Origin of the sequence: Microbacterium sp. Leaf436 (assembly GCF_001424715.1) — a bacterium.
Taxonomy (GTDB): Bacteria; Actinomycetota; Actinomycetes; order Actinomycetales; family Microbacteriaceae; genus Microbacterium.
Genome location: NZ_LMRB01000002.1, coordinates 747,298 through 767,307, shown reverse-complemented (window position 1 = coordinate 767,307; position 20,010 = coordinate 747,298). Strand labels below are relative to the sequence as shown.

Here is a 20,010-nt window from a genome sequence, read left to right as displayed (position 1 = left end):
AGCGGGCCCGCGGTGGGCGGACCCGCGGTGGACGGACCCACGGTGAGCGAGCCGCCCGGGCCGCGGTGAGCGGGCCCGCCGACGTCTGGCGTGCGCGACCCGTCGGGCGACGCGCGACACTCAGTCGTCGGGTGTGAAACGAACGCTCGTCGACGGCGAAGACCGGAACGTCGAACGGCTGCGGCCCAGTCCGGCCTCGTCGAGCGCCGTCCGCGCCGCCGTCAACGCCACCGACGAGGGGTAGCCGCGTCGCGCGAGCTGGCCGACCAGGCGGCGCAGATCGGTGTCGAAGTCTTTGCCGCCCACCGACCGCACCTTCGATCGAGCGAAGTCCAACGCTCGCTCGGCGTCGTCGTCGGGCATCTCGGCGATCGTCGCCTCCGCGACATCGCGCGAGATGCCGCGCTTGCGCAGAGTCTCGGCCACCGCACGACGACCCTGCCCGCGGCGCTCGGTCGCCGACATGGCCAGCTGCTCGGCGAACGATGCGTCGTCGAGATAGCGGAGGTCGAGGAAATGATCGATGATCTCGGCCGTGATCGCGTCGTCGACGCCGTCGACACCGCGCAGAACCGTTCGCGCCTCAGATAACGACAGCGAGCGGGAGTTCAGCTTGCGCAGCAACACGGATTCGGCACGCTCGCGGATCTCTTCGGGGCTCGGCGCAGCCTCTTCGGGGACAAGACCTTCGTCGGCGTCGCCGGGGCCGTCGACTCGTGAGAACCCTCGTCTCGATCCTCGTGAGCCGCGTTGCGCCGGGTGCTCGTTCCGGTCGCGCCAGGACGACGATCCGGCGGGAGCGTCGCCCGATCCGCCTCGCGAGGGGTGCGCCCCTTCGCCGTTCCCGAAAAGCGGGATGACGGGAGCGAGGGTGTCGTCGTCCAGGGCGCGCAGCGCGGGCCGCGCACCCCGTGCGTCGTCGACGCCGAGCGCGGCCTCGTCGCTCGACGCGACCTCACCGACGGAGCCCGAATCGACGGCGCCCAGGTCCCGGTCGTCGATATCGTCGGGGTTCTGGTCGCCGCCCGCCCGTCTGAACGGACGAAGACCAGAACCCGATTCGTGTTCCGTCATCAGGCCGGGCGGCGGGCAGCCAGCTCGTCGTCAGCGGGAGCTTCGGCAACAACGGGAGGTGCGCCGATGCCCGTCTTGTTCTTGATCTTCGTCTCGATGTCTCCGGCGATGTCGGGGTTCTTGATCAGGAAGTTTCGGGCGTTCTCTTTACCCTGACCCAGCTGCTCGCCGTCGTAGGTGTACCAGGCCCCGGACTTCTTGACGATGCCGTGCTCGACACCGAAGTCGATCAAGCTGCCCTCTCGCGAGATGCCCACGCCGTACAGGATGTCGAACTCCGCCTGCTTGAACGGCGGAGCCATCTTGTTCTTCACGACCTTGACGCGCGTGCGGTTTCCGACTGCTTCGGTGCCGTCCTTGAGCGTCTCGATACGACGGATGTCGAGGCGAACCGACGCGTAGAACTTCAGCGCCTTACCCCCGGCGGTCGTCTCGGGCGAGCCGAAGAACACGCCGATCTTCTCGCGCAGCTGGTTGATGAAGATCATGGTCGTGTTGGTGGTGTTGAGCCCACCCGTGAGCTTGCGCAGCGCCTGCGACATCAGACGGGCCTGCAGACCGACGTGCGAGTCGCCCATCTCGCCCTTGATCTCGGCCTCGGGCACGAGAGCGGCGACCGAGTCGATGACGACGAGGTCGATGGCTCCGGAACGGATCAGCATGTCGGCGATCTCGAGCGCCTGCTCACCGGTGTCGGGCTGCGAGACCAGCAGCGCGTCGATGTCGACGCCGAGCTTCTTGGCGTACTCGGGGTCGAGCGCGTGCTCGGCGTCGATGAACGCGGCGATGCCGCCGGCGCGCTGCGCGTTGGCGATCGCGTGCAGGGTCAGCGTGGTCTTACCCGAGGACTCCGGGCCGTAGATCTCGATGATGCGGCCGCGGGGCAGTCCGCCGATACCCAGAGCGACGTCGAGGGCGACGGAACCGGTGGAGATGGTCGCGATGGGCGCACGGTCGTCGCTGCCCAGGCGCATGACCGAGCCTTTTCCGAACTGCCGGTCGATCTGGGCGAGGGCTGACTCGAGGGCCTTTTCGCGCTCTGCGGGTGAGGGCATGACGTCTTCTTTCTGCTCGCGTTCCGGTCGCCTATAGGCTGTCGCGCTCCCCATCGACGATGGGGCTGCCCGACAAGGCGTTCAGAGTGTCGTTCGACGTTGTCCACGTTAGGGAGGGCCTCCGACATTGGCGGAGGAGAACCTCCCCGATGGGGATGAACGCGTCGCAATCGCTCTTGTGAAGAAGCCTACCGACAATCGAACGAAGATTCGATGACCGCCGCGCCCGGCGTGTCCGACTCCCGAAACCTCAGTGTCGTCGCGGCTCGAGGCGTCCGACGCCGTACCGACGGTCGGCGGGCACGTCGGTCTCGGCACACAACGCCAGCCAGACGTCGCGCGGGTCGACTCCCGCCGCCAATGCGTCGACGCTCGTGCGGCCGCCGACCGCGGACAGGACGAGGTCGGTCAGCAGAGAGCCGCCGCGTGCGCCGAATTCATCTGCCACGGCGCGATCGAACTCGCTACGACGCATGGAAGACGACGAGTCGGCTGCTCAGCGCAGCGAGAGCTCGGGTTCGACCGATGCGACGAGCTCGTCGGGAACGACGTCGGGGAACGTCTGGAGCCCCTCGAGGACGGAAAGTCGGTCTCCGACTTCGCGCATGATGGTGGAGATGGGAACGTCGAGGGCCTCGGCCACCGAGGCGAGGATCTCGCTCGACGCCTCTTTCTGACCACGCTCGACTTCGCTGAGGTAGCCGAGGGCCACGCTCGCGCGGCTCGCGACCTGGCGGAGGGTGCGACCCTTCTGCTGGCGGAGGTCACGCAGGACTTCGCCGATCTCTTGACGAACCAGGATCATTTCGGGCCCTCCTCACTGCTGATTCCGTCGCTGTCCGGGTGGACAACTGCAAACACCGTCTGTGTCACCCTAATGCCGCGCGCTGTGCACCGGATGGGAATCGCTAGACGAAACCGGGATGTGCGACCATTTGTTCCCGCGAATTCGGGCGGGTTCTCGCGACGGCTCGCGGACGGTCTCGGCGTCCGGTCGCGAGTCGCCGTCACAGCGCCGCCAGAGCCCGTCGGATCGCCTGGTGGGCCGTCTCGTGACGGATGCGATCACGATCTCCCGCGATCACGAGCGAGTCGACTCGCGTTCCCAGGGGCGTGGAGACGGCGATGTGCACGGTACCCACCGGTTGTCCGTCTTGCTCGTCGGGACCGGCGACGCCGGTGGTCGCGATCCCCACCTGAGCCGCCGCGCCATCGATGCCGAGCACGTCACGGACACCGCGAGCCATCTGGCGCGCCACGCGGGGATGCACGGCCCCGTGCGCCTCGAGCAGAGCCGCATCGACGCCCAGCACGCTGTGCTTCAGATCGGTCGCGTACGCGACGACTCCGCCCCGCACGACGCGTGACGCCCCCGGCACATCGACCAGCGACGACACCACGAGCCCACCCGTGAGCGACTCGGCGACCGCGACGGTCCACCCCAGCTCCACCAGCCGCTCGATCAACGACGCCGCACTCTCACGAGGGTCTCGGACGAAGGTCTCGTCGAAGTCCTCGGGAACGCCGTCGATCATCGGGCGACTCGGCCCTTGCGCGCCGCTCTGATCTCGGTGACGACGTAATCGAGGCCCGAGGCGATGGTCAGCACGACCGCGATCGTCATGGTGATCACGCTCACCCACCAGACGGTGTTCTGCCACGCGCTCGCGTCGGACAGACCGGCGAACGGAACCAACGCGATCGAGAGCGCCACGGCCTGGGCCACGGTCTTCAGCTTGCCCATCCAAGCGGCCGCCAGCACGTGGTCGCTGACGACGATGAAGCGGTAGATCGTGATGCCGATCTCTCGGATCAGCACGATGATCGTCACCCACCAGGGCAGTTCGCCGAGCAGAGACAGACCGACGAACGCCACGCCCGTCAGAGCCTTGTCGGCGATCGGATCGAGGAGTTTGCCGAGATCGCTGACGATGTCGTACCGACGGGCGATGTACCCGTCGATGCCGTCGGTCGCGATCGCGACGATGAAGACGACCGCGGCCGCCCACCGGAGTCCTCCGCCCCGTCCGTCATCGGCCAGCAGCAACCACAGGAACACCGGCGCGCACAGGATGCGCGCGATGGTGATCGCGTTGGGGAGTTGGGGGTGCACTGCCATCAGTCGCGTCCTGTCAGCTGCCAGGCGTCTTCCGAGCCTTCGTCGTCGTCGCTCTCGACGACCGGGAGGCCATCGTACTGAGACGCGATGGCATCGGTACCGTAGCGGTCATCATCGGCGAGGGCCGATGCCGCCGACGGAGCCGCTGCCGGCGCGGGTGCCGACGGGGCGTCGTCGCCGCGCAGACGAGCGATCACCGCGGGAAGCTGCTCGTTGGTGACGAGCACGTCGCGGGCCTTCGATCCCTCGGACGGTCCCACGATCTCTCGGGATTCGAGCAGGTCCATCAGGCGGCCGGCCTTCGCGAAGCCGACGCGGAGCTTGCGCTGCAACATCGAGGTCGACCCGAACTGCGTCGAGACCACGAGCTCCGCCGCAGCGAGCAGCAGCTCGAGGTCGTCGCCGATGTCGGCGTCGATCTCTTTCTTCTCGGCGGCCACCTGCACGTCGGACCGGTACTCGGGCCGCGCCTGCTGGGTGACGTGCGCGACGACCTTCTCGATCTCTTGCTCGCTGACCCACGCCCCCTGCACGCGGACGGCCTTCGAGGCCCCCATCGGCAGGAAGAGCCCGTCGCCCTGACCGATGAGACGGTCGGCGCCCGGCTGGTCGAGGATGACGCGGGAGTCGGTAACGCTCGTCACGGCGAACGCGAGACGCGAAGGCACGTTGGCCTTGATGAGACCGGTGACCACGTCGACCGACGGACGCTGCGTGGCGAGGACGAGGTGGATGCCGCTCGCGCGGGCGAGCTGCGTGATGCGCACGATGGAGTCCTCGACGTCACGGGGCGCCACCATCATGAGATCGGCGAGCTCGTCGACGACCACCAGCAGGTACGGGTACGGCTTGAGCACCCGCTCGCTGCCCGCGGGCAGCGTGATCTCGTTGTTGACGACGGCCTTGTTGAAGTCGTCGATGTGACGGAAGCCGAACGACGCGAGGTCGTCGTAACGCATGTCCATCTCTTTCACGACCCACTGCAGCGCTTCGGCGGCCTTCTTGGGGTTCGTGATGATGGGAGTGATGAGGTGCGGAACGCCGGCGTACGACGTCAGCTCGACGCGCTTGGGGTCGATGAGCACCATGCGCACGTCGGAGGGCTTGGCCCGCATCAGCAGGCTCGTGATCATCGAGTTGACGAAGCTCGACTTTCCGGATCCGGTGGAGCCGGCCACCAGGAGGTGGGGCATCTTCGCGAGATTCGCCACGACGAATCCCCCGCCGACGTCCTTGCCGACGCCGATCGTCATCGGGTGCGTGGACGACGTGGCCGCATCGGAGCGCAGGATGTCGCCGAGGGTGACGATCTCGCGGTCGGCGTTGGGGATCTCGACGCCGATCGCGCTCTTGCCGGGGATGGGCGCGAGGATTCGCACTTCGTTCGAGGCGACGGCGTAGGCGATGTTGTTGGTGAGCGCGGTGATGCGCTCCACCTTCACGCCGTGTCCGACCTCGATCTCGTACTGCGTGACCGTGGGGCCGCGCGAGAAGCCCGTCACCCGGGCGTCGACCTTGAACTGCTCGAGGACGCTCTCGATGGCCTTGACCACCGCGTCGTTGGCGGCCGAACGCGCCTTCGGCGGGGTTCCGGCGGCCAACGCCGTGACCGCCGGCAGACGGTAGTTCGCCGCGGGCGGGGCCCCCGCATTGTCGCCGCCGAGGCCCGAGATGCCGGGCAGTTCGTGGTCGGGTGCGTCGTCGACGGGCGAGTCGTCGTGCAGCCCCCGACCGGCGGCGGCTCCGGCGAGGGCGCGCGCGTCGAACACCTCGGTGAGGGCATCGGGCGCGGGGGTCGACGGCACCGGCGGACGAAGGGGGGCGGTGACGGGCTCAGGTGCCACGACCGCGGATTCGAAGCCGCCCTGCGTGGTGCCGGGGCTGAGCAGGGTCGTAAGGTCGTCCGACCCCAGGGCGCCGTCGGTGTCTTCTTCGCGACCGGACTTGTTGCGCCGCCACCAGGGCAGCGACTTCTCGGCCGGCTCGTCGTCATGATCGTCGACGGGGAGGACCTTGGTGGTCGCGTCGCGCTCGACGCGCTCGGCGCCGAACATCCAGGCGTAGAGGTCGCCGAGGCGACGGCCGATGCGGTTGGGCGGCGTCTTGGTGAGGATGAGGACGCTGAGCACGGCCAGCAGGGACAGGGCGATGTACGCGCCCACCTCGGTCAGCAGGGTGAGCGGTTCTCCGACGATCCAGCCGGCGACCCCCCCGGCGCGGCTGAGGACCGGCGGTCCGCCCTCGTTGGGGGCTGGTCGGCCGCCCGCGACGTGACAGAAGCCCGACACGGTGACGACGAACAGGCCGAAGCCGATGCCGACCCGGCCGTTGTCGTGGACGGAGGAGGGATGCCGGAAGAGCCATCCCGCGAGCAGCAGCAACAGCACGGGGAGCACGAAGGCGACCCGCCCGAAGAGGAGCCCGAAGCTGTACGCGCTGATCAGCGCCGCCGCCTCGGTCCCGATGAAGAACCACTCCACGACGGCACCGACGACGGCGAGCACGACGAGGAAGAACGGGAAGCCGTCTCGACGCTGATCCCGCTCGAGGTTCTCGGGGCCGAAGGTGCGGAACATCCCGCCCACCCCGTGGGCGAGCGCCATCCAGGCGCGGACGGCGGCCGAGGGCTTCTCGGGCTCGTCGACGTAGCGCTTCGGCGCCGGAGCCGAAGCTTTCGATCGCGGAGACCCCTTCGCGGGGGCGCGACCGCCGGTGGGGGACGAACTGCGAGCCATGCCTCCACGGTAGGCGGGACCCCCGACATTCGCCCGCACCGACGCGGGGTTCAGGCCAGGCGCTTCACCATCACGTCGCGTCCGATCCCGGGGCGCGTGACCGCGAAGCCCTCGGATCGGTACAGGCTGACGGCGTAGTTCCCGCGCTCGACGCTGAGGCTGATCCGGGCGTAGCCCTGCGCACGGGCATGATCGACGAGGCGCTGCAGGAGCGCGCGCCCGACGCCGTGGGCACGCCAGACGGGCCGGACGCCGATGATCAGCTCGGGCACCCCGGTACCCACCCACCCGAACCCGGGTTCGTCGCGCGGCAGCATCCGGTACCAGGCCGCGCCGACGGCATCTCCCCCGGGCGACTCGGCGATGAAGCCGGCGTCTCCGGGACGCATCCATCCCGCGATGTACCGGCGGTACTCGGGGCTGCTCACGATCTCGTGACGAGCACGTGCCGCTCCCGCGCGCCACAGGGCGGCCTCGACCGTCATGTCGGCGAGGAAGGCGCCGTCGGAGGCGACGGCCGCGCGGATCGGGAGACCGGGCATGCCCGAATGATAGCGGCGGCGCGCCGCTCCCGCGCCGGGTGAATCGACGAAGCGCCGCCGGCGAACCCGAGGGTCGTCCGGCGGCGCTTCGGAATGCGGGTCAGGCCTCGATGACCATCGGCACGATCATCGGCCGACGGCGCAGCGACTGGTTGACCCAGCGACCGATCGTGCGGCGCACGACCTGCTGCAACGCGTGGTTGTCGCGGACACCCGACTTGGCCGCTTCGGCCAGGGCCGCGGCGATCTTGGGCTTGACGCTGTCGAAGACCTTGTCGTCTTCGGCGAAACCACGGGCGTGGATCTCGGGACCCGAGATGATCTTGCCGGTCGCCGAGTCGACGACGACGATCACCGAGATGAAGCCCTCCTCGCCCAGGATGCGACGGTCCTTGAGGTCGGCATCCGTGATCTCGCCCACCGACGAGCCGTCGACGTAGACGAAGCCGATGTCGATCTGACCGACCACGCGGGCGACACCGTCGCGCAGGTCGACGACCGTGCCGTTCTCGCCGAGGATCGTGTTCTCTTCGGGGATCCCGGTCTCGCGCGCGAGCTTCGCGTTGGCCATGAGGTGGCGGTACTCGCCGTGCACGGGCAGGACGTTCTTGGGCTTGAGGATGTTGTAGCAGTACAGCAGCTCGCCCGCGGCGGCGTGACCCGACACGTGCACCTTGGCGTTGCCCTTGTGCACTACGGTCGCGCCGAGCTTGGTCAGCCCGTCGATCACGCGGTAGATCGCGTTCTCGTTCCCCGGGATCTGGCTGGAGGCCAGGATGATCGTGTCGCCCTCGCCCGGCTCGATCGCGTGGTCGAGGTTGGCCATGCGGCTGAGCACGGCCATGGGCTCGCCCTGCGAACCGGTCGACATGTAGACGATCTTGTCGTCGGGCAGGTCGCGGGCCTTCTTGTAGTCGATCAGCACGCCGTCGGGGACGTTGAGGTACCCGAGGTCGGCGGCGATGCCCATGTTGCGCACCATGCTGCGACCCAGCAGCGCCACGCGCCGACCGTTCGCGTGCGCGGCGTCGAGCACCTGCTGCACGCGGTGCACGTGGCTCGAGAAGCTGGCGACGACCACGCGGCGCGGAGCGCGCGCGATGACCTGATCGAGCACCGGACCGATGGCCCGCTCGGTGGGCGTGAACCCGGGGACGTCGGCGTTGGTGGAATCGACGAGGAACAGGTCGACGCCCTCTTCACCCAGGCGGGCGAACGCGCGCAGGTCGGTGATGCGGCCGTCGAGCGGAAGCTGATCCATCTTGAAGTCGCCGGTGGCGAGCACGAGGCCGGCGGGCGTGCGGATCGCCACGGCGAGCGCGTCGGGGATGGAGTGGTTCACCGCGATGAACTCGAGGTCGAAGGGCCCGACCTTCTCGTGCTGCCCCTCTTTCACCGTCAGGGTGTAGGGGCGGATGCGGTGCTCTTTGAGCTTCGCCTCGATCAGCGCCAGCGTGAGCCCCGACCCGATGAGGGGGATGTCGCCCTTGAGCTTGAGCAGGTAGGGAACCGCGCCGATGTGGTCTTCGTGTCCGTGCGTCAGAACGACGCCGACGATGTCGTCGAGACGGTGCCTGATCGGCTCGAAGTCGGGCAGGATCAGGTCGACGCCGGGCTGGTGCTCCTCGGGGAACAGCACGCCGCAGTCGACGACGAGCAGCTTGCCCTCGTACTCGAAGACGGTCATGTTGCGTCCGACCTCGCCGAGACCGCCGAGCGGGACCACGCGCAGCGTGCCGGGCGCGAGTGCGGGGGGATCGTAAACAGTCGTGGGCATAAGTGCCTCCTCGGATGCCACCGCGTGGCATCCCCTCGTGTGGCGTCCCAGGCCGCGGATCGGCGGACGCCCATGTCTATCTCGTGGTGCCGTGCACCTTCGGCAGGGCACCGCCGGCGGCCGCGTTGCGGTCGGGGCGGAAGTTGGAGAAATCGGCACCCGCGACGTCGGCGACCAGGGCGAGCTCGTCTTCGATCACCGCGGCCTCCCACTCTTCGGGGCCGACCAGGGGCAGGCGCACGCGCGGGCTGGCGATGCGCCCGAGGCCGTGCAGGATGTACTTCGCGGCGACCGTGCCGGGCACGTGCGTCATGACGGCGCGCACGAGCGGCTCGAGGCCCTTGTGCGCGGCGGTGGCCGTGGCGAGATCGCCGGCGTTCACGGCATCCACGATCGTGCGGTACGGGGCGGCGGCGATGTTGGCCGTCACGCCGATGAGCCCGCTCGCACCGATCGACAGGTGCGGCAGCACGTTGGCGTCGTCGCCCGAGAAGTACATGAGGTCGGTCTGGTTGAGCACCCGGCTGACCTCGCTGAAGTCGCCCTTGGCGTCTTTGATCGCGAGGATGTTGGGGTGCTTGGCCAGTCGGAGGATCGTCTCGTACTTGATGGGCACACCGGTGCGGCCGGGGATGTCGTACAGGATGACCGGCAGGTCGGTCGCGTCGGCGACGAGACGGAAGTGCGTCAGGATGCCGGCCTGGGTGGGCTTGTTGTAGTACGGCGTGACGATCATGATGCCGTCGGCGCCGGCCTTCTCACTGGCCTTGTAGAGCTCGATCGCGTGCGCGGTCTCGTTGGACCCGCCACCCGTGAGGATCTTCGCGCGGCCCGCCGAGACGTCTTTGCCGACCTCGACCAGACGCAGCTTCTCGGGGTCGGTCAGGGTGGAGGTCTCACCGGTGGTGCCGGTGACGACGATGCCGTCGGCGCCCGCGGTGATGACGTCGTCCATGTGCTTCTCGACGGCGGGCCAGTCGACTTCGCCGTCGGCGGTCATCGGGGTGATGAGCGCGACGAGCACCTGACCGAAGGGATTGCCGGAGTGCGTCATGCACCCAGGATATCGGTTCGCGGCCCGCTCTCCGCGGCGTCCGTCTGCATGATCGGTGGGGCAGCAGTGAACATCGGGCGTCGAAGTGCCCCCGCTGCATGATGCCGGTCATGCATACCGACCACCGCGCGCGTGTGCGCGGCGCGCCAGGACCGCCGCCTCCACCAGATGCCATTCGTGCAGCACCATCGCATAGTCGAAGCGCAAGGTCTCGAAGCCCTGCGCCGCGGCAATCGCGTCCCGACGCAGATCTTTGTGCCGCAGCGACACCCCGTCATGGTTCTCGCGGCCGTCGACCTCCAGGATGATCCGCCCGTGGAGCAGGAAATCGACCACGCCGACGCCGGGAATGCGTACCTGACTCTCCAGGCGGATGCCGAGACGACTCAACCGCAGCCGAAGGATCGACTCGAGGCCGCTGTCGGCATCGGGACGCGCGAGGTCGACGAGCCATCGTCGTCCAGCGCGCAGTCCCGCCCTCACCTCGGCCCGTTGTGCACGATCGATCAGCCCCTTGCGCCATGCGGACTCGAAGGCGGCGAAGAAGACCTCGTCTCCGAGGCAGGTCGCCACTTGCACGAGAGCCTGAACGATCGACACGACACCGAACGAGGCAGTCCCGGCATCGTGGTGGTTGACGCACCGGCATCCGGGATGACCGTGGCGGCGACCCGAGGTGCCCAGCCACACGTGGACGCGCGCATCGTCCTCCCACAACCAGACCCCGTACCGGCGGAGGGCGGAGGCGCACGCGACGGATCCGCCGTGCATCGCCGCCGTCGCGACGAGCGGATCGGTCTCGGGCAGAGCGAGCACGCCGTCGCGCAGGCGTTCGAACACCTCGCCCCGCACGAATCGGCGGACGTCGGCATGCGTGGCACCGCGGCGGATCAGGTCGGCACGCCGCATCACGCCCCCGGCTCGCGCCACGAGTTCGATGGCGGTGGATGTGCGCACTCGTGCAGCGTGCCCGAGCGCGATCCGCGCTCGCGCGCCTCCGGCGCGGCTGTGGATAACAGCCCGCCCGCCGGCCCCGCCTGCCCCGCCTGCCCGGCATGCGGCGCGCGCGGTCGATATGCATGATCGCTGGTGCGCCTGCGCACAGATGTGGCGAATGGAGCCGTCGCGCCCAGCCCGCTCCTGTATCTGAACCCCGGCACGAGCCGCGCCGTAGGGTGACCTCATGGCCTGGACCACCCGCGCATCGCGCACCGTCTACGAGAACCGCTGGATCCACGTGCGCGAAGACGAGGTGACGGGGCCCCACGGCGACGGCATCTACGGGGTCGTCCGCGTGCAGCACCCGGCGGTGTTCGTGATCGCCCTCGACGACGACGAGCGCGTGTGCGTCATCGAGCTCGAGCGCTACACGACCGGGCGTTCGCTCGAAGTGCCCGCGGGCGGCTCCGACGGCGAGGATCCGCTCGAGGCCGCGAAGCGGGAACTCCTCGAGGAGACCGGGGTCACGGCATCCGAGTGGCACTACCTCGGCCGCATGAACGCCCTCAACGGCATCGCCGACGCCCCGGAGCACGTGTACCTCGCGCGGGGTCTCGAGACGACGGATGCCACGACGTCCCAGCACGAGGAGGGGATCGACCAGGTGCGATGGATCCCGTTCGCGGAGCTGCTGGCCCTCGTGGCCGACGGCACCGTCTCGGACGGCGAGACGATCGCCGCCCTCGCGTTCGCCGGCATCCACCTGGGACGCTTCCGCTGAGCAGCGACCCGGCCGTCGCGGTGACCCGAGCCGGCCGCGGCGAGGGGCGTTTCAGCGCCCTCCGGCGGCGGCGCGCACGACCAGCCCGTCGGGCAGCAGCCGCGACGCGGCGACCAGCGCCTTGTACCGCAGCGACGGCACCGACACCGCGCGTCCGCGCGCGGCATCGCGGAGTCCTTCGCGCACGACGTCTGTGGCCGTCAACCACATTCCCGGCGGCACCCCCTCTTCGCCTGGAGGCAGGCCCAGACGCTCGTGGAAGTTCGTGTGCACGAACCCCGGGCACACCGCGGTGACGCTGACGCCCCGCTTGCGGTAGGCGACGTTGGCCCAGCGGCTGAAGGAGATCAGCCACCCCTTCGCCGCGCCGTAGGTGCCGCGCGGCACGAAACCCGCCACCGAGGCGACGTTGACGATGCGTCCACTCCCCCGCGCGAGCATCGCCGGCAGCGCGGCGTGCGTGAGACGCAGGGCGACCTCGACGTGCAGACGCAGGTGACGCACCTCGTCGTCGACGGCGTTCTCGTCGAACGCGAGGTCGAGTCCGAAACCGGCATTGTTGACGAGGATGTCGACGCCCGCGGCCACCCGCCTCTCGACGAGGGCCACGGCATCGTCGTCGAGGAGGTCGGCGACGACGACCTCGACCCCGACGCCGTGCGCGGCCCGCACGTCGGCGGCGACGGCCTCGAGTGCCTCGCAATTGCGGCCCACGAGCACGACGTCGGCGCCGCGCGCGGCGAGCTGGCGGGCGAACTCCGCGCCCAGACCGGAACTCGCGCCCGTGATGAGAGCGCTGCGCGTCATCTCAGGCGCCCCGGCGCTCGTAGGTCTCGAAGCGGTACCGGATGCCGCTGCGCGACACGTGCCATCCCTCGACAGGGGTGGCGGCGGCCAGCGACCATCCGTCGAGGCTCGGAGCGTGGGTGTCCCCGTCGACGGCGACGTCGAGACGGGTGAGCTCGACGCGGTCGGCATAGCCGATCGCCTCGGCGTAGAGCTGCCCGCCCCCGATGACCCACGCACGCTCTCCCTCGGTGCGGTCGAGTGCTGCGTCGAGCGACCCCGCGCGATCGGCACCCTCGGCGGACCAGTCGTCGGAGCGCGTGACCACGATGTTGCGCCGGCCGGGCAGCGGCCGGAAGCGCGGCGGGAGCGATTCCCACGTACGCCGACCCATGATGACGTCGGACGACCCGGTGACCTCGCGGAAGTGCGCGAGGTCTTCGGGGACGTGCCACGGCATTCCGCCGTCGGCGCCGATGACGCCGCCGTGGGCTTCGGCCCACACGAGCCCGATCGAGGTCATACCGCGACGGCTCCCCTGATGGCGGGGTGGTGCTGGTAGCCCTCGACGATCACGTCGTCGTAGCGGTAGTCGAAGATCGAGTCGGGCGTGCGGGCGAATCGCAGCGTGGGCAGGGCGTACGGCTCCCGCGTGAGCTGCTCCTGCACCTGCGCGCGGTGGTTGTCGTAGACGTGGCAGTCGCCGCCCGTCCAGATGAACTCGCCGGGCTCCAGGCCGGTCTGCTGAGCGACCATCAGGGTCAACAGCGCGTAGGAGGCGATGTTGAACGGCACCCCCAGGAACATGTCGGCGCTGCGCTGGTACAGCTGGCACGACAGCTTGCCGTCGGCGACCGAGAACTGGAACAGCGCGTGGCACGGCGCGAGAGCCATGTCGGGGATGTCGGCGGGATTCCACGCCGACACGATCAGGCGACGGGAGTCGGGGTCGCGCCGGATCTGCTCGACGACCTGGGCGATCTGATCGATCGTGCCGCCGTCGGCGGTGGGCCAGGAGCGCCACTGCACGCCGTACACGGGTCCGAGCTCGCCGTCGGCGTCGGCCCATTCGTCCCAGATCGAGACGCCGTTCTCTTTCAGCCAGCCGACGTTGGACTCACCGCGCAGGAACCACAACAGCTCGTACACGATCGACTTGAGGTGCACGCGCTTGGTCGTGATGAGAGGGAACCCGTCGGCGAGATCGAACCGGATCTGTCGGCCGAAGACGCTCGTGGTGCCGGTACCGGTGCGATCGGACTTGTGCGTGCCGTTCTCGAACACGTCGCGCAGCAGGTCTTCGTACGGGGTGAGGATGTCGGCGGTCACGCGCTTCACGATACCCGCGCGGGGCCCGCGACGACCCTGCCCCTACGGCATCGCGGACATCCGCCATCTGGGGAGGAGGGGTCCTCCCGTCACGCGACGACTCATCCGCCCCGGTGTCGGTGGCGGCGGCTACCGTTGACGATCGTGGACCTGACCCTCGCCCTCGTGATCGCCGCCGCGCTTCTCGCGGCGACCGCCGCGGTGGGCCTGCTCCTGCGGCGCGGCCAGGGGCGCGTCCGCGCCGTCGACTCCGCCGAGTCGATCGACCCGCGCACGCTCGGCACGGGCCCCCTGGGCGAGGACGCGACCCTTCTGCAGTTCAGCACCGAGTTGTGCTCGCGCTGCCCGGGCGTCCATCGCCTGTTGTCGGCGGTCGCCGACGAGCGCACCGGTGTCCGCCACCTCGACGTCGATCTCACCCATCGCCCCGACCTCGCCCAGCGGTTCCGCGTGCTCCAGACCCCTACGACCCTCGTGCTCGACCGCACCGGCACCATCCGCACCCGTATCGCCGGCGCACCGACCCGCGCCGTCGTCGAAACCGAACTCGATCGTCTGCACGAAGAGGCCCCGCATGTCTGAGAACGCCCGCATCGACGTCCGCGGCCCCCGATTCGCCGCGTCGATCACCGCCGTCCTGTTACTGATCGCCACGGTGCTCAGCCTGATCGGCGTCGCGACGGCGCACGAGACGTCCTCCCCCAACGGCTGGCTGCTGCCGCAGGTCTCGGTCGTCGCGCGGATCGTCGACCCGGGCTTCCTGCTGCTGCTCGTCATCGCCCTGCTTTTCGTCTGGGGGGTCGCCTCCCCGCGCACCGCCCCCTGGGGTGTGCTCTTCCGCCGGGTCGTCCGACCGCGCCTGTCGCCGCCGACCGAGTTCGAAGACCCGCGTCCCCCGCGGTTCGCCCAGGGCGTCGGCCTGTTCGTCACCGCGGTCGGTCTCGTCCTGCACCTCGCCGGGGTCCCCTGGGCCCTGCCGATCGCCGCCGCCATGGCCTTCGTCGCCGCCTTCCTCAACGCCGCGTTCGGCCTGTGCCTCGGATGCCAGCTCTACCTCGTTCTGCAGCGCGTCGGCCTCATCGGGCGCCGGGGCACGGCATCCGCCTGACAGCCACCTTCGCGGAGGCTGTCAAGACCCGAGCGGTGTGGCAGACCCTCGTTAGGCTGGCCGCGTCGCGGTCGCTCCGGACCGCGCGTGATGATGGAGGTCCCCATGGCCGTCACGAGCGAAGCAGCCACCGCCTGGAAGGGCAGCCTGTTCGAAGGTTCGGGTGAGGTGACGTTCACCTCGTCCGGCATCGGCACCTTCGGTGTGAACTGGAAGGCCCGCAGCGAGGGGTCGAACTCGGTCACGACCCCCGAAGAGCTTCTCGCCGGTGCGCACTCGGCGTGCTTCAGCATGGCGCTGTCGAACGCCCTCGCCGAGAACGGCACCCCTCCCGAGTCGGTCGACGCCACCGCGTCGATCACGTTCAAGCCCGGCACCGGCATCACCGGCAGCCACCTGAACGTCAACGCCGTCGTGCCCGGTCTCGACGCCGCGACGTTCGAGAAGATCGCCGCCGATGCGAAGGCCAACTGCCCCGTGTCGCAGGCGCTCGCGGGCATCGACATCACCCTCGAGGCCACGCTTGCCTGAGTCTTCGGCCCGACGCGTCGTCATCGCCGGCGCGTCGGGCCTCATCGGCTCCGCTCTGGCCGATTCGCTGCGCTCCGACGGCGTCGAGGTCACCGCTCTCGTCCGACACGAGCCACGCGACGCGAACGAGGTGCAGTGGCTCCAGAACGCCGCTCCGCTCGATCCCGACGTGCTGGCCGGAGCCGACGCGGTCGTGTGCCTGAACGGCGCATCGATCGGGCACTTCCCCTGGACGCCGTCGTACAAGAGCCAGCTGCTGTGGTCGCGCGTCACGCCGACGCGCACCCTCGCCGCGGCCGTACGCGCGTTGGGCGACGACGCTCCGGCCCTGATCAACGCGAGTGCCACCGGGTTCTACGGCTCGCAGCCCGGCGTCGTACTGACCGAGGAGGCCCGTTCGGGTCGGGGTCTGCTCGTCGACATCTGCGTCGAATGGGAGGCCGCGGCGCGCGGGGCGGGCGACAAGGCGCGCGTCGCGTTCCTGCGCACGGCTCCCGTCGTGCACGAGCAGGGGGTGCTCAAGCCCCTGCTGCTGCTCACCAAGCTCGGCATCTCGGGCCCCATCGGCCGCGGCACCCAGGTGTGGCCGTGGATCACGCTCGAAGACGAGGTGCGCGCCATCCGGCACGTCATCGACTCCGACCTCGACGGTCCGGTCAACCTCACCGGTCCCACGCGGGCGACCGCCAACGATCTGGGGTTCGCCCTCGCCCGACGCATGAACCGGCCCTACGCCCTGCGCGCCCCGATCTGGGGCGTCAAGCTCGCTCTCGGCGCCGACGCCACCGAGGCGCTGCTGACCTCTGACGCCGACGTGCGTCCGACCGCCCTCGAGAACGACGGCTTCACCTTCACGCACCGCACGGTCGACGAGGCCGTGGCCTCGGCCGTCCCCGCCCACGACGCCGCCTGAGACGCCCGCGCCGGGCAGTGCTTCTCGCCCGGCGCGGTGCGGTCGCGGCGCCGTCGGCGCCCCGGCTGCGACTCAGCGCGCGCGGCGCTCCACGCCCTCGAGTCGGATCGCCGTGCGCACCGACTCGCGTGCACGGCGTCGATCACCCGCCGCGTCGTAGGCGAGGGCCAGGCGGTATCGGGCCCGCCAGTCTTCGGGGTGCGCCTCGACGTCGGCGCGGTACTGCGGAAAGAGGGCGTCACCGTCTTCGCGCTCGATGCGCCCGCTGGGACGCACCGGCAGGTCTTCGTCGGGCAGCCCGCCCTCGGCATCGAGGCGCTCCCCCAGGCGTTGCGCGCCCACGCCGAACCACAGCTCCCGGCCGATGGCCCAGAGCGCCAGCAGCGGAAGCACGAGGAGCGCGACGCCCATCGCGATCCCGACCCCGTCGCCGCTCGTGAGCAGCACGATGGCCCGCTGTCCGGCCAGGACAACGTACAGCAGAAGCAGCACCGTCATCACGGCGACGGCGATGCGCGTTTTCATGCGCTGGTGGCGCCCGCCACCTGGCCCGAGACGTCGCCGTCGGCGATCGGGGCCCCCGGCTCGATCGGGCGGGTGCGCACGCCGATGTCGATGAAGCTGTCGAGCCCGACGATGACGCCCCGCGCCTCGCGCGCCGCCGCGAGGGCGATGCGGATGCCGGGGGCATAGGCGGTGGCGGGCTCCACCGTGTCGTGCACGATCGTGAGCGACTCACCGGCCCCCGACAGCACGGTCTCTTGGCGAGCGACCACGCCCGGTCGCCGCAGCGAGTGGATCGGCACGGAGGCCACCCGCTGACCCCGTGCGCGCTGGTCGACGTGCGGCGAGTCGACGGGACCGACCTCGGCGCGCGCCGCGGCGATGAGCTCGGCGGTGCGTACGGCGGTTCCACTCGGCGAGTCGATCTTGGTCTCGCGGTGGGCCTCGACGATCTCGATCGACGGGAAGAACGGGGCGGCCGCGGCCGCCAGGGCGCTGCCGATGACGGATCCGAGCGAGAAGTTGGGGATGAACACGGCACCCGTGCCACCGGCTTCGACGAGCGAGCGGACGAGGGCGATGCGCTCGTTCGACCAGCCCGACGTTCCGACGAGCACGTTGATGCCGCGCTCGATCGCGGCGCGCACGACATCGATCGAGACGGCGGGGGTCGAGGCATCGACGACCAGGTCGGCGCCGTCGAGTTCGCTGAGGTCGGAGGTGGACGTCAGGATCGCCGAGACCTCGTACCCGTCCTCGGCCTCGACGACCTCGCGGATCACCCCGCCCAGTTTGCCGGTACCGCCCACGATGGCCACACGCGTCGTCATGCGTCCAGCCTAGGCGGCGCGCACACGTTCGACGCGCTGTCCACAGATGTACGGTGCGCGGTCCGTCAGACCGGGAGCGGGTCCATCAGCCCCGTGCGCAGCTCGACCGGCAGGTGCGCCAGGTCGTTGTGCGAGAGCAGCGTCCAGGGCCGGCCCTTCTTCTGCGCGATGACGGTCAAGCCGCAGTAGGCCTGATTGATCGTCATCCAACGCCAGTCGGGGGCCTGCAGCACCTCGCGGACGAACCACGAGATGACGAAGTTGTGGGTGATGACGAGCTCGTGCACCTCCCCCGCCTTGCGGGCGAGGAACTCGGCGGTGGCGTCGGCCATCTGCGCGCGGCCGGCCTCGATCTCGGCCTCGGAGACCGACCCGAAGAACGACTCGTATGCCGCGGGCGTTTCGGGCGTCATCCCCGTGGGCACGCAGTCGAACAGCAGGGCCGACGACTCCGGAGCCACCGACGGCAGACGCTCGGCGACGGCTCGCGCCGTCTGCGCCGCACGCTCGAGCGGAGAGTGCCACACCGCGTCGAGCGGAAGCCCCGACAGCCGGTCGGCGAGCAGGGCCGCCTGACGCTGACCACGCGGAGACAGGGGGCCGTCGGTGAGCCCGTGCTCGGCATCCTGGTGCTCGCCGTGGCGCACCAGATAGATGTAGTGCGTCACGTCAGCTCACCTCGTCGTCGATCTGCCGTCCCCCGGCCCCGTGTTCCAGCCTACGTCACGCTCTCGCGCGCGGACCGGTCACTCGGCGGCGCGTGCGATATCCGCCAGTTGGGCCCGGCTGAGGCGCACGCCCACGGCGCGCATGCATTCGACGACGTGACGAGGCGCGAAGGCGTTGACGATGGGGGCGGTGACGATCTTCTGCGCGAGCAGCCAGGCGACGGCCACCGCGGCATCCGGGATGCCGAGCTCGGTGCCGACGGTGTCGAGGGCGCGCAGCACACGAGTCCCCCGGCGGTTCAAGTTGGCGGCCAGTTGGAACCCCCGCACCGACTGCGACGACTGGTCGCGCGTGCGGGTCTCGCCGGAGAGGAAACCGTGCGCCAGGGCGTGCGACGGCGTCACGGCCATCCCCTGCGCCGACGCGATCAGTCGCAGGTCGCCGTCGAACTCGTTCCGGCGCAGCACGTTGTAGGGAACGTCGAGCACCGAGATGCGCGGGTAGCCCGCCGACGACAGGATGCGGGCCTCGACGAGCTGCGCGGCGGTGTACCCGTGCGCACCGATCGCCCGGACCTTGCCCGAATCGACGAGCCACTCGCTGGTGGCGAGCGTGTCTTCGAGCAGGGCCGTGTCGCCGCGGGCGGCGTCGAGCGACAGCACGTCGATACGGTCGGTGCCCAGGCGCGTGAGCGACGCCTCGACGGCACGCACGAGGTTGACGGAGTCGAGCCCGGGGTTGTCGGGGTGTCCTCCGATGCGCACGGTGACCACGGCCTCGTCGCGCATGCGCCGGGTGCGCAGCCACTCGCCGATGATGAACTCGCTGCGGCCGGCCGCGTAGCTGTCGGCGGTGTGCAGCGCATTCCCACCGAGCTCGGCGTAGGCGTCGAGGATGTCGTGGCTGGCGCCGGCGTCGACGTTCCAGCCGAACTCCCCCCCACCGAGGAAGAGCGGGAAGACCTCGAAGCCGGTCTCACCGAGCGGAACCCGCACGTGGGAGCCCAGACCGGGCCCCTGCAGGGTGATCGGAGAAGAGGGGTGCGACGCGCGATCACGACGCAGGCGTGGCGAGGCCGTCTCGTCGACGCCCGGGCCGCTCATGGTGAATCCCCTCGATGCCGGGCGACGGTACGGCGAACCCGTAACTGCACGCCCCCCGACGTACTTCGAGGCTAAAGCTTCGCCCGCGGTGGGCCGCCGATTCGCCCGCCACGGCGATAAACATTGCGTAACGCTTGTGCACCGATCACCCCACGCGTCAC

Annotated in this window: 23 protein-coding genes; 5 read left to right on the top strand and 18 right to left on the bottom strand. The window is 69.9% G+C overall.

Features of this window, described 5'->3' with window-relative positions:
• Positions 1-120: 120 nt before the first annotated feature.
• From ASG45_RS07835 to ASG45_RS07785, 11 genes are all read right to left on the bottom strand, one after another.
• Complete coding sequence (locus ASG45_RS07835) at positions 121-1,074, bottom strand: regulatory protein RecX (protein ID WP_055835158.1); 954 nt, start codon at positions 1,072-1,074, stop codon at positions 121-123.
• Positions 1,074-2,129, bottom strand: coding sequence for a recombinase RecA (gene recA, locus ASG45_RS07830; RefSeq protein WP_055835155.1), 1,056 nt, complete (start codon positions 2,127-2,129; stop codon positions 1,074-1,076). The genes ASG45_RS07835 and recA overlap by 1 nt, the downstream gene beginning before the upstream one ends.
• 250 nt (positions 2,130-2,379) lie before the next feature.
• Entirely contained in the window at positions 2,380-2,604 is a 225-nt protein-coding gene (locus tag ASG45_RS07825) for a DUF3046 domain-containing protein (protein WP_055835152.1), read from the bottom strand.
• Between the two features lie 21 nt (positions 2,605-2,625).
• Positions 2,626-2,934 carry a helix-turn-helix domain-containing protein gene (locus tag ASG45_RS07820; protein ID WP_055835145.1) on the bottom strand — a complete coding sequence of 103 codons (309 nt, stop codon included), beginning with the start codon at positions 2,932-2,934 and terminating at the stop codon, positions 2,626-2,628.
• A 202-nt stretch (positions 2,935-3,136) separates the two neighbouring features.
• The gene (locus ASG45_RS07815; protein ID WP_055835141.1) at positions 3,137-3,664 is read right to left on the bottom strand and encodes a CinA family protein; all 528 of its coding nucleotides are present in this window, start codon (positions 3,662-3,664) and stop codon (positions 3,137-3,139) included.
• Positions 3,661-4,248: a CDP-diacylglycerol--glycerol-3-phosphate 3-phosphatidyltransferase gene (gene pgsA, locus ASG45_RS07810; protein ID WP_055835138.1), complete on the bottom strand. Its 588-nt coding sequence runs from the start codon at positions 4,246-4,248 to the stop codon at positions 3,661-3,663. Before pgsA ends, ASG45_RS07815 begins: the two co-directional genes overlap by 4 nt.
• Positions 4,248-6,983 carry a DNA translocase FtsK gene (locus ASG45_RS07805; RefSeq protein WP_055835134.1) on the bottom strand — a complete coding sequence of 912 codons (2,736 nt, stop codon included), beginning with the start codon at positions 6,981-6,983 and terminating at the stop codon, positions 4,248-4,250. Before ASG45_RS07805 ends, pgsA begins: the two co-directional genes overlap by 1 nt.
• A 50-nt stretch (positions 6,984-7,033) precedes the next feature.
• Positions 7,034-7,525 carry a GNAT family N-acetyltransferase gene (locus ASG45_RS07800; RefSeq protein ID WP_055835131.1) on the bottom strand — a complete coding sequence of 164 codons (492 nt, stop codon included), beginning with the start codon at positions 7,523-7,525 and terminating at the stop codon, positions 7,034-7,036.
• A gap of 100 nt (positions 7,526-7,625) precedes the next feature.
• The gene (locus tag ASG45_RS07795) at positions 7,626-9,302 is read right to left on the bottom strand and encodes a ribonuclease J (protein ID WP_055835128.1); all 1,677 of its coding nucleotides are present in this window, start codon (positions 9,300-9,302) and stop codon (positions 7,626-7,628) included.
• Positions 9,303-9,378: 76 nt separating this feature from the next.
• Entirely contained in the window at positions 9,379-10,356 is a 978-nt protein-coding gene (gene dapA / locus ASG45_RS07790; protein ID WP_055835123.1) for a 4-hydroxy-tetrahydrodipicolinate synthase, read from the bottom strand.
• Between the two features lie 108 nt (positions 10,357-10,464).
• A complete protein-coding gene (locus tag ASG45_RS07785; RefSeq protein WP_156459405.1) occupies positions 10,465-11,541 on the bottom strand; it encodes an endonuclease domain-containing protein in 1,077 nt (358 codons plus the stop codon).
• Here ASG45_RS07785 and ASG45_RS07780 point away from each other — a divergent pair.
• Positions 11,540-12,076 (top strand): NUDIX domain-containing protein, encoded by a 537-nt coding sequence (locus ASG45_RS07780; protein WP_055835116.1) that lies wholly within the window; start codon positions 11,540-11,542, stop codon positions 12,074-12,076. The two genes, ASG45_RS07785 and ASG45_RS07780, sit on opposite strands and share 2 nt — an antisense overlap.
• 51 nt (positions 12,077-12,127) lie before the next feature.
• Here ASG45_RS07780 and ASG45_RS07775 read toward each other — a convergent pair whose 3' ends face one another.
• The 3 genes from ASG45_RS07775 to ASG45_RS07765 are packed head-to-tail and all read right to left on the bottom strand — an operon-like array spanning position 12,128 to position 14,191.
• The gene (locus tag ASG45_RS07775) at positions 12,128-12,883 is read right to left on the bottom strand and encodes an SDR family NAD(P)-dependent oxidoreductase (RefSeq protein WP_055835113.1); all 756 of its coding nucleotides are present in this window, start codon (positions 12,881-12,883) and stop codon (positions 12,128-12,130) included.
• Between the two features lies 1 nt (position 12,884).
• A complete protein-coding gene (locus ASG45_RS07770; protein WP_055835110.1) occupies positions 12,885-13,385 on the bottom strand; it encodes a dihydrofolate reductase in 501 nt (166 codons plus the stop codon).
• Positions 13,382-14,191, bottom strand: coding sequence for a thymidylate synthase (locus tag ASG45_RS07765; protein ID WP_055835107.1), 810 nt, complete (start codon positions 14,189-14,191; stop codon positions 13,382-13,384). Before ASG45_RS07765 ends, ASG45_RS07770 begins: the two co-directional genes overlap by 4 nt.
• Before the next feature lie 144 nt (positions 14,192-14,335).
• Here ASG45_RS07765 and ASG45_RS07760 point away from each other — a divergent pair, with 144 nt between their 5' ends.
• The 4 genes from ASG45_RS07760 (at position 14,336) to ASG45_RS07745 (ending at position 16,743) form a co-directional block, all read left to right on the top strand.
• Positions 14,336-14,773 (top strand): TlpA family protein disulfide reductase, encoded by a 438-nt coding sequence (locus ASG45_RS07760; RefSeq protein ID WP_055835104.1) that lies wholly within the window; start codon positions 14,336-14,338, stop codon positions 14,771-14,773.
• Positions 14,766-15,299, top strand: a complete 534-nt coding sequence (locus ASG45_RS07755; RefSeq protein ID WP_055835101.1) for a DUF4395 domain-containing protein — start codon at positions 14,766-14,768, stop codon at positions 15,297-15,299. Before ASG45_RS07760 ends, ASG45_RS07755 begins: the two co-directional genes overlap by 8 nt.
• Positions 15,300-15,404: 105 nt before the next feature.
• Complete coding sequence (locus tag ASG45_RS07750; RefSeq protein ID WP_055835097.1) at positions 15,405-15,830, top strand: OsmC family peroxiredoxin; 426 nt, start codon at positions 15,405-15,407, stop codon at positions 15,828-15,830.
• Positions 15,823-16,743 carry a TIGR01777 family oxidoreductase gene (locus ASG45_RS07745; RefSeq protein ID WP_055835096.1) on the top strand — a complete coding sequence of 307 codons (921 nt, stop codon included), beginning with the start codon at positions 15,823-15,825 and terminating at the stop codon, positions 16,741-16,743. The genes ASG45_RS07750 and ASG45_RS07745 overlap by 8 nt, the downstream gene beginning before the upstream one ends.
• A 72-nt stretch (positions 16,744-16,815) precedes the next feature.
• On the opposite strand, the gene ASG45_RS07740 is transcribed toward ASG45_RS07745, so the two are convergent.
• The 4 genes from ASG45_RS07740 to ASG45_RS07725 form a co-directional block, all read right to left on the bottom strand.
• Positions 16,816-17,268, bottom strand: coding sequence for a hypothetical protein (locus tag ASG45_RS07740; RefSeq protein WP_055835091.1), 453 nt, complete (start codon positions 17,266-17,268; stop codon positions 16,816-16,818).
• The gene (gene dapB, locus ASG45_RS07735; RefSeq protein WP_055835087.1) at positions 17,265-18,077 is read right to left on the bottom strand and encodes a 4-hydroxy-tetrahydrodipicolinate reductase; all 813 of its coding nucleotides are present in this window, start codon (positions 18,075-18,077) and stop codon (positions 17,265-17,267) included. Before dapB ends, ASG45_RS07740 begins: the two co-directional genes overlap by 4 nt.
• Before the next feature lie 65 nt (positions 18,078-18,142).
• On the bottom strand, positions 18,143-18,745 hold the full coding sequence (locus tag ASG45_RS07730) for a histidine phosphatase family protein (protein WP_055835084.1): 603 nt from the start codon (positions 18,743-18,745) through the stop codon (positions 18,143-18,145).
• Positions 18,746-18,823: 78 nt separating this feature from the next.
• The gene (locus ASG45_RS07725) at positions 18,824-19,849 is read right to left on the bottom strand and encodes an aldo/keto reductase (protein WP_055835081.1); all 1,026 of its coding nucleotides are present in this window, start codon (positions 19,847-19,849) and stop codon (positions 18,824-18,826) included.
• Positions 19,850-20,010 lie beyond the last annotated feature (161 nt).